The organism is Streptomyces sp. NPDC059003, assembly GCF_042740445.1.
Lineage (GTDB): Bacteria > Actinomycetota > Actinomycetes > Streptomycetales > Streptomycetaceae > Streptomyces.
The window spans coordinates 1-6,874 of the sequence record NZ_JBHYJH010000293.1; the positions used below are offsets into that span (position 1 = coordinate 1).

General features: G+C 68.4%; 6 protein-coding genes and 2 pseudogenes. 4 read left to right on the top strand and 4 right to left on the bottom strand.

Features of this window, described 5'->3' with window-relative positions:
• Positions 1-204: 204 nt before the first annotated feature.
• Positions 205-1,442 (bottom strand): annotated as a pseudogene (locus tag ACFWZ5_RS43640) (IS256 family transposase).
• 159 nt (positions 1,443-1,601) lie between these two features.
• Between ACFWZ5_RS43640 and ACFWZ5_RS43645 the strand changes: the two are divergent.
• The 4 genes from ACFWZ5_RS43645 to ACFWZ5_RS43660 all read left to right on the top strand — a co-directional run bounded on the left by ACFWZ5_RS43645 (position 1,602) and on the right by ACFWZ5_RS43660 (position 4,470).
• Positions 1,602-3,227: an asparagine synthase-related protein gene (locus ACFWZ5_RS43645; protein ID WP_384892626.1), complete on the top strand. Its 1,626-nt coding sequence runs from the start codon at positions 1,602-1,604 to the stop codon at positions 3,225-3,227.
• Positions 3,164-3,469 (top strand): lasso peptide biosynthesis B2 protein, encoded by a 306-nt coding sequence (locus ACFWZ5_RS43650; protein ID WP_384892628.1) that lies wholly within the window; start codon positions 3,164-3,166, stop codon positions 3,467-3,469. The genes ACFWZ5_RS43645 and ACFWZ5_RS43650 overlap by 64 nt, the downstream gene beginning before the upstream one ends.
• 146 nt (positions 3,470-3,615) lie before the next feature.
• Positions 3,616-3,897 carry a hypothetical protein gene (locus ACFWZ5_RS43655; RefSeq protein ID WP_384892631.1) on the top strand — a complete coding sequence of 94 codons (282 nt, stop codon included), beginning with the start codon at positions 3,616-3,618 and terminating at the stop codon, positions 3,895-3,897.
• 222 nt (positions 3,898-4,119) lie between these two features.
• Positions 4,120-4,470, top strand: a complete 351-nt coding sequence (locus tag ACFWZ5_RS43660) for a hypothetical protein (protein ID WP_384892634.1) — start codon at positions 4,120-4,122, stop codon at positions 4,468-4,470.
• Positions 4,471-4,720: 250 nt separating this feature from the next.
• Here ACFWZ5_RS43660 and ACFWZ5_RS43665 read toward each other — a convergent pair whose 3' ends face one another.
• From ACFWZ5_RS43665 to ACFWZ5_RS43675, 3 genes and pseudogenes are all read right to left on the bottom strand, one after another.
• Positions 4,721-5,218: a hypothetical protein gene (locus ACFWZ5_RS43665; protein ID WP_384892636.1), complete on the bottom strand. Its 498-nt coding sequence runs from the start codon at positions 5,216-5,218 to the stop codon at positions 4,721-4,723.
• A 155-nt stretch (positions 5,219-5,373) separates the two neighbouring features.
• Entirely contained in the window at positions 5,374-5,901 is a 528-nt protein-coding gene (locus ACFWZ5_RS43670; protein WP_384892639.1) for a transposase, read from the bottom strand.
• A gap of 342 nt (positions 5,902-6,243) precedes the next feature.
• Positions 6,244-6,387, bottom strand: a pseudogene (locus ACFWZ5_RS43675) (helix-turn-helix domain-containing protein); the annotation flags it as partial.
• Between the last annotated feature and the right edge of the window lie 487 nt (positions 6,388-6,874).

Genomic DNA, 6,874 nt, shown 5'->3' on the forward strand with positions numbered 1-6,874 from the left:
CCTGCACCGAGCCGGGAGATCACAGCCCTGAACGGGGCTTCTCAGACACCCACTACCGACTTCGGTTGATTAGGGTGACGTTGGGGCATCGAGGGCGAGACCGGTGCCGGTGATGAAGCCGTCGAGGGTGCCGGGCCGGTATTGGAGGCGTTTGAGCCGGTTGGGGTCTGTCCAGTGAACGGGGTTTCTGGAGTTGTTAGTGGTTCAGCTGTGGGCGGCGGAGAGTCGGCCGTCGAAGGTGATCTCGAAGGCGTTGAGGGCGGTCTTCCAGCGTTGTGACCAGCGTTTGCGGCCCTGGCCGGTGGGGTCCAGGCTCATGACGGCCATGTAGACGCACTTGATCGCTGCCTGCTCGTTGGGAAAATGTCCGCGGGAGCGGACGGCCTTGCGGATCCGCGTGTCACCGCCTCGATGGCTTTCGTGGTGCACACAACTCGCCTTATCTCGGTGTCGAATTGGAGGAAGGTAACGAACTCGGCCCAGACGTTCTCCCACAGCTTCACGATCGCCGGGTACTTCTTCCCCCAGGTCTCGCCGAACTCCAGGAACTTCTCCTCGGCGACGTCCTGGGTCGGCGCCGTGTAGACGGGCTTGAGCGCCTTGGAGATATTGTCCCAGTCCTGGCGGGCCGCGTAACGGAACGACGCCCGCAGCAGATGAACGACACAGGTCTGCGTGATCGCCTGGGGCCAGACCGTCCCGATCGCGTCCGGCAGGCCCTTCAGACCGCCGCAGACGACTATGCAGACGTCATCCACGCCCCTGGTCTTGATCTCGGTGAGGACCTGGAGCCAGTACTTGGCGCCCTCACCGCCGTCGCCGGCCCACAGACCGAGGATCTCCCGGGTGCCCTCGACCGTGACCGCGAGCACGACGTAGATCGGCCGGTTGGCGACCTGACCATCCCTCAGCTTCACGTGCACACAGTCGATGAACAGCACCGGATAGACCGAGTCCAGCGGCCGGTTCTGCCATTCGTGCATGCCGTCGATCACCTTGCCGGTGATCGTGGAGATGGTTGTCTTGGACACCTCGGCGCCGTAGACCTCCTTCAGATGTGCGGAGATCTCGCCGTGGGTCAGACCGCGGGCGGACAGTGAGAGGACCATCTCGTCGACGCCGTTCAGATGCCGCTGTCGCTTCTTGACGTTCTGCGGCTCAAACGAGCTGGACCGGTCCCGGGGCAGCTCAATCTCGACCGGCCCGACGTCGGTGATCACGGTCTTGGAACGGGTGCCGTTGCGGACGTTGCCGCTCTCGGTCCGTTCGTGCCTCTCGGGCCCGAGGTGATCAGTGATCTCACCTTCGAGAGCGGACTCGAGGATCCTCTTCGTCAGCTGCTGCAGCAGCCCGCCCTCACCGGTCAGCTGGATACCGTCGGCCTTCGCCCTGCCCACCAGCTGGCTGATCAGCTGGTCGTCCAGAGCGTCCGTTTGCCCCAGCGGGCTTCACTTCCTCGACGGCATCAGCCGAGACGGTCACGTCTGTCATCAGGTGTCACTTCCTGCTCGAAGATGCACCGTTGACCGTACAGACCCGACCTCAAGGCCGCCAAGCGCCTCATCTCCCAGGCCGGCGGCGGCTTCCCCGGCGCCTTCACCGTGCTGGAGCAGACCACCAGCGCCGTCGCGCTCGCGGCCCGCAGCGCAGGTCTGATGGTGACCGACTGGTACCAGCCTTGCCGCCGCGCGCACCCCGCTGCTCGCTGCACCTACACCGATGACCGCATGGGCGAGCACTACGACGTGCGGTACGCGGAGCGGGTCGCGGCCGACAACCCGCCCATCGCTCATGCCTGGGTGCACGGCACGCGCTCGTCGGTCCAGCACTTCGACGCACTGGACGATCCCGCCGTGCTGCTGCTCACCGACGCCCCCTCGCTCAGCCTCGGGCTGCTCGCCATCAAGGCGGCGAAGCTCGCCCCGGCCACCACGTACGGCTCGCACCTGCACCTGACCGGGCGCGGCGGTGACAACGTCTTGGACGCCCTGCCCATGTCGGTGATCGACCAGTACCGCGCCGGGCACCGCCTCGCTGCCGTTGGCCGGACTGCCCGGCTCGCGCGTGCCCGCCACACGGCGCTGTGGCCGATGCTGCGGCAGGCCGCACGCACGCAACAGAGCAGCCAGCCCCGGGCATTGAGAGCCCTGGCCGAGTTGATCGGCGGGCCCGGCGTGCTGCGGCATCCCAGTTGGGCCCCGCCGTGGGAGATGCTGAGCTGGTGTGGCATCACTGCGGCCGCCACCTGGCTCACCCGGGCCGGACGAGCTGTGGTGGCCGAGCTGGTCGCCACCCGTTCCGAAGCCGCCGCCCCGGACGTGCATCCAGGCGCCCTGCACGAACGCCTGGCCCTGGAGCACATGGGCGGAGGACGCGCGGGCTTCGACCAGATCGCCCGCCAGCAATGGCACCTGCCCATCCACGTCCCGCTCCTGGACACCCCAGTGGTCGACGCCTGCCTCGCGCTTCCCGGTTACGAGCGCTTCCAGCCGGGCGACTACAAGCCGCTGGCCCGTGCCGCCTTCACCGGGCACGTCCCCAACTTCCTCCTCCAGCGGAGCACCAAGACGGCGTTCACCGGCAGCCTGTACGCCGGCCTACACACCAATGCCCCGACCCTGCGCCGCATCCTCACCACATCCCGCATCGCCCAGGCGGGCTTACTCGATCCGGCGGCGGCCACCGCCGCTGCTGGACGGCGCCGCCCGCGGCGAGCTCACCCCGCTCGCGGCCCTGCACACGCTGATCGTCACCGAGCTGTGGCTCGCCACCCTGCCCACCGCCTGCGACACCTGGTGGGAGAAGACCCCCGCTCACAAGGCCCAGGAGGCAACGCCATGAGGAACACAATCGGCATCTACGCGGCCACCAGCACGGAGGACGTCGCGTTGATGGACGTCCGGACCGGCCGGGGCCAGTGGAGGTTCCTCGACCCGATCGGCGACGATCTGTGGCGGACGATCACCGATGGCGCCACACCGGCTGATGCGATCGAGAGGGTCCCCGGCTGCTGGTCGAGCCGCGGCGCCGATCCCCAGCAAGTCGCACCGATCTCACCGCGCTGGTCGAGGAGTTGGAACGCGCCGACCTGCTGCACTCCACCCCGCGCACCGCCCACCTTGAGCACCCCGAGGTGCGATTCGCTGCCCCCGTCCCGACGGGTGTGCTGCAGCGGCTGGCCGGGCACGCCGGGCTGCTCCTGGCGCTCGTCCTGCTCCGGCTCCTGACGATCCGCGCCGCCATCGCCACCGCGCGCTTCGCCGCCCGCCTTCCTGGACGCCGCGCCACCGCCGAGGAAGCGGAGGCCGCTCACGCCGCCGTCGATCGCGCCGCCCACCGGCGGCCCGGCCGCGCCGCCTGCCTGGAGGAGTCCCTCGCCGCGTATCTTCACCGCCGCGTTCACCGGGCGCCAGGTGCGCTGGGCAATCAGCGCCCGCTTCACCCCACAAGGCGCGCACGCGTGGATTGAGGCCGAGCAGACCATTGTCGGCCAGGGCGAGACCGACCGTGTCTGGCCCTACATCGCCGCGCTCCAGTTAGCGGCCTGATGCCGCCGAGCAAGACCATCCGCGCATTCGCCCCCCGCGCCCCTCGGCCGAGTCCGATACTGGGGCAGTGACCGCACGACCGACGCTGATGACAGCCAAGGAGGCCCCCGCGCTCGTGACCATGGCGCTCGCCGACTCCGCCATCGACCTCGCCGTGACCCTGGGGATGTCGCTCGCGCTCCGCGAGGGCCTGCACACCACAGTCCTCACCGCCCTCTCCCGCGGGGACTACCACCCGGCCGTGGACGATGTACCCGGGCACCTGACCTACCGGGACGGCGACCAGATCCGCGTGGCCGTGCTCTCCCCGGAGTCCGAACTCCTCCTGCGCGCCTACCTGGAACGATGAACTCCACCCAGCAAGAAGCCGGTTGAAAAGGCGTCCACTCAGGACGTACGACTCGCACTGGAATTCGCCACCCTTCGCTGCCGTGTCCACCCGTATGGGTGACGCGTTGCCCAGGATGTGACCGACACTCAAGCACGCAGCGGCTCCCACGAGAACTCTGCAACTCCAGCCCCCGAGCGGCTCCGTCGCCTGCCATGACCCCGGCGCCGACCGCCCAAGGACGTGGAGACGCTGCCGCAGTACATGGTCAGCGCCGAACGCCACGACAACGCCCTGGCTGACGACTTCACCACCATCGCCCGGCGCCTGCCCGCCCTGTCGATGACCGCACTCCGCCTCGCCTGGGACGCCGACAGGCGCGCCGTCCTCCTCGCCGCCGTGCTGCAGCTGGCCACCGGCGCCATCACCGCAATCGGCCTGTACGCCACCCGCGGCACCCTCGCCCCGCTGTTCGCCCCCGGGCCGATCGCCGAACGCATTCAACACGACGCGCCCTCCCTCGCCGCGTACGACGACTCGCCTGGTGCGACCACAGCGAGGCCGCCAACCGGGCCTCCAAGGACGCTCACTTGATGACTGCTGACCTTTCCGGTGTGGTGTCGCGTCCGGTTGGCGGATGGCCAGCCCTGTCTCGGTCAGGCAGCCAGTGATGAGGTGAGGTCGGCGTTAGATCTTGCGCAGACCGGTGCGGACGGTCTCGATGAGGTGATGGACGTCCGTGAACGCGACGTTGGCCGCCGTGCACCGCAGCAGCGACCAGATGCCTTTGACCGGATTCACTTCCGGTGCATAGCTGGGCAGGGGGGCCGCCGCGGAGCTGGTATCAGAGCGGCGCGCCATCGGGGAAGATGACCGCGAGGCGGTCGGCGCGGGCCTTCTCCTCCTGTCGGTACAGCTCGTGCAGCCGGTCGACGGAGTCGGCCACGCCCAGCAGCCCGGCCATCTCGCGAATGGACTCCAGCTCGCCGGAGGCCAGTTCGCCGTCCGCGTCGCAGGCCCGGATGGCGTCGAAGACGAGGGCCCTGCGGCTGGCGTCAACCACGGGCTCACGCAACACCAGCTCCGTCAACTCGTCGTCCGCCGGATAGGTTTCCAGTCGCTGGATGAGTTCCGGATCGCCGCCCAGGGCTGCGCAGTATCCGAGTACCCAGTTCCGCTCTTCGGCGGAGACGGCGCCATCGCCCTTCGCGCAGACCAGCAGACTCCTCATGTACGCATCGAAGTCACCGGCCGAGGGCTTCGTGTCGAATCCCCAGTCGTGCTTGAACAGCCATGCGTCACCGCGCAGACGGGCCTGGGAGGCAAGAGTCGCACTATCCATTGACATACCGCTCCTTCGTGTTCTATTCCGGTATCCGCAGTGGATACCGGGTAGTTGGAGCATGTTCCGGGGGAGCCTCTTCCAGTCTCACACGTCAGGATGAACCAGAGGGCGCATAGTTGACGCCCAGCTTTCCGGTGCTAGTGCTGCGTTCCTCATAGGACGTACGCATAGCGACGCCTGCGTGTGCGAGTGGGAGGGGCCGGGTGCCCCCAGACCCAGGGGCGGGCACGGGCGTTGAGCTGGGCGGTGGCCAGTTTCGGTGGCGGGGCGATGTCGTGGGGATTGCAGAAGGAATGTCCGGCCAAGGCGGCCTTGCGGAACAACCGCCACCAGCCCTCCCGCAGGTTGAGCCAGCAGGCCCCGACCGGAATGAACGCGTGATGGATGCGCGGATGGTCTTCCAACCAAGCCCGCGTGGACACGCTGCGGTGCGCAGACAAGTTGTCGGTGACGATCCAGATCGTCTCGGCGGGATTGGCCTTCTCGACTCGCTCCAGGAACTGTTGGTAACAGACGCTGCTGCGGGAGGGTGCGGTCATGGTGAGCTCGTGACCGTCGCGGATCCGCAGCCCGCCGAAGACCCAGGTCTTCTCCGGCCCGCGGCCGTAGTCGAGTTCGGACTTGATCCGGTGGCCGTCAGGTGACCAGGCCGGTGCGGGTGGGAAGGTGCGTGGGATCACCGGACCGAGTTCGTCGGCACAGATGACCGTGGCGGTGGGCTGGTGTACAGGCCGATGATCCTCGTCCTTTTGGGGCGAAGTCCGGGTCGACCGACCGTGTCCAGGACCGGGGACGGCGCCAGCGCACCCCCTCGGCCAGCAGGATCCGACGGACCTGGGACCTTCCGACCTGGATTCCCTCGGCACGGGCAGCGGCAGCCAGCGTGGACAAGGTCCACTCCGCTGGGCCCAACTCGTCCGGCGCCCACAGCTCGCCGACGGGCTCCCAGCGCAGCCTGCCCGGCGGCACCTCCGCACCAACGCGATGATGCGGGAGCGTTCCTGTTCGCTGATCCGGCGCTTGCGGCCCTGCCCGCCCAGGTCCTCTAGTCCCGCAACGCCACGGCAGTTGAAGCGGTGCAGCCAAAGTCGCACGGTCTTGGCACTACACCTCAGTGTGCCCGCGATCGTCGGCACCCGCTGTCCGGACCAGCTCAGCTGAACCATGCGGGCCCGGACCGACAGGTCGCGCGGCGCCTCCGGGCCCGTACCAGCCGGTTCACGATCTTCTGCTCTTCCGCGTCGCGGCCGGGCCGCGCCCACAGCACCATCGCTCAGCACCCACCCCGAGCATCCGCACCGCCCCGCTACCAGCACATTTACCCGCCCAAACGGGAACGCAGCATTAAGGGCCTGTCCGGTGAGTCCGGCGCTCTTCGCTGTGTAGAAGGTAGGGCCGGATAGCACGGCGCCGGGCCTGATGGCCCCTGGCGGGCAGGAACGTGGTGCGCAACGTTCGAAGTACACGAGGATAGCGCCTTCCAGCTGCTTCGGCGGGAGGTAAAAGCCCTCGTGAGGGGATCGCTTAGGCAGTCAGGCAATGGCCGTCAGCTTGCGGGAGTAGCTGCGGCCGTGTGCCTGCGGGGCCGGTGGTTCCCTGGGCCTGCGGGCGCATCCCCGGCCGCTTGGTCCTTGGGGTGCGGGGCTGGCCGCG

Coding starts and splice junctions, on each gene's coding strand:
- ACFWZ5_RS43665 (WP_384892636.1), bottom strand. CDS start 5,218: ATGGATAGTGCGACTCTTGCCTCCCAGGCCCGTCTGCGCGGTGACGCA.